Genomic DNA, 598 nt, shown 5'->3' with positions numbered 1-598 from the left:
AGATTCTCATGGCGGTGCTTGGGAATCATTTTTAAATGAAGGCGCTCTAAGGCCGTCTATTCCTACTGGTCATGGCTGTAGTAATTTTGTTATGTTTTCTGGTTCTGTTTATCAAATTGAGATAGGTTGCGATAAATTAGGCGATATAAAATCAATGCTTTCTTGGGTTATGTATTGTCTTACATTTTGGTATGTATTCACTTCTATTACATCTTTACTAAGGAAGGGTGAGCAATAATGCCAGCTTTATTAGGTATCCCGGCTTTCTTCCGGTTTTTAATAGGTCTTGTTCCTCTTTTTATTGGCTATGTTGCAAGTTTCATAGCTCGTCTTGCTACTAGCACTGGATTATTAGCGACTGCTCTTGTTGGCGCAATTATGGTTGTTCTTTTGCTTGGCTTGCAATGGCTTGGTTCTGTTGTTTACGGTGCCATGCCTCAGGACTTCTCTAATTTAATGTCTTCTGTATTACCTGATGGAACTACCGAATGTATTACTGTGATTATGTCAATGAAAATTGCTGTTATGGTTTTTGATTTAAAAGATAGGTTTATTTCTATGGCTAATAAGGTGCTTTAATATGGCTGTGCATGTGGTG

The 598-nt window shown here is 37.6% G+C and carries 1 protein-coding gene and 1 pseudogene; both read left to right on the top strand.

Annotation, left to right across the window (positions count from 1 at the left end):
• Positions 1–238: pseudogene (locus CG67_RS18455) on the top strand (attachment protein); the annotation flags it as partial.
• Positions 238–579 (top strand): DUF5455 family protein, encoded by a 342-nt coding sequence (locus CG67_RS02035; protein ID WP_025901318.1) that lies wholly within the window; start codon positions 238–240, stop codon positions 577–579. The pseudogene CG67_RS18455 and the gene CG67_RS02035, both read left to right, overlap by 1 nt.
• Positions 580–598: the final 19 nt, after the last annotated feature.

The sequence above is a fragment of the Tatumella sp. UCD-D_suzukii genome (assembly GCF_000611875.2).
Lineage (GTDB): Bacteria > Pseudomonadota > Gammaproteobacteria > Enterobacterales > Enterobacteriaceae > Tatumella > Tatumella ptyseos.
Note: the sequence above shows the minus strand (reverse complement) of the source record. Positions and strands in the feature narration are given on the sequence as shown.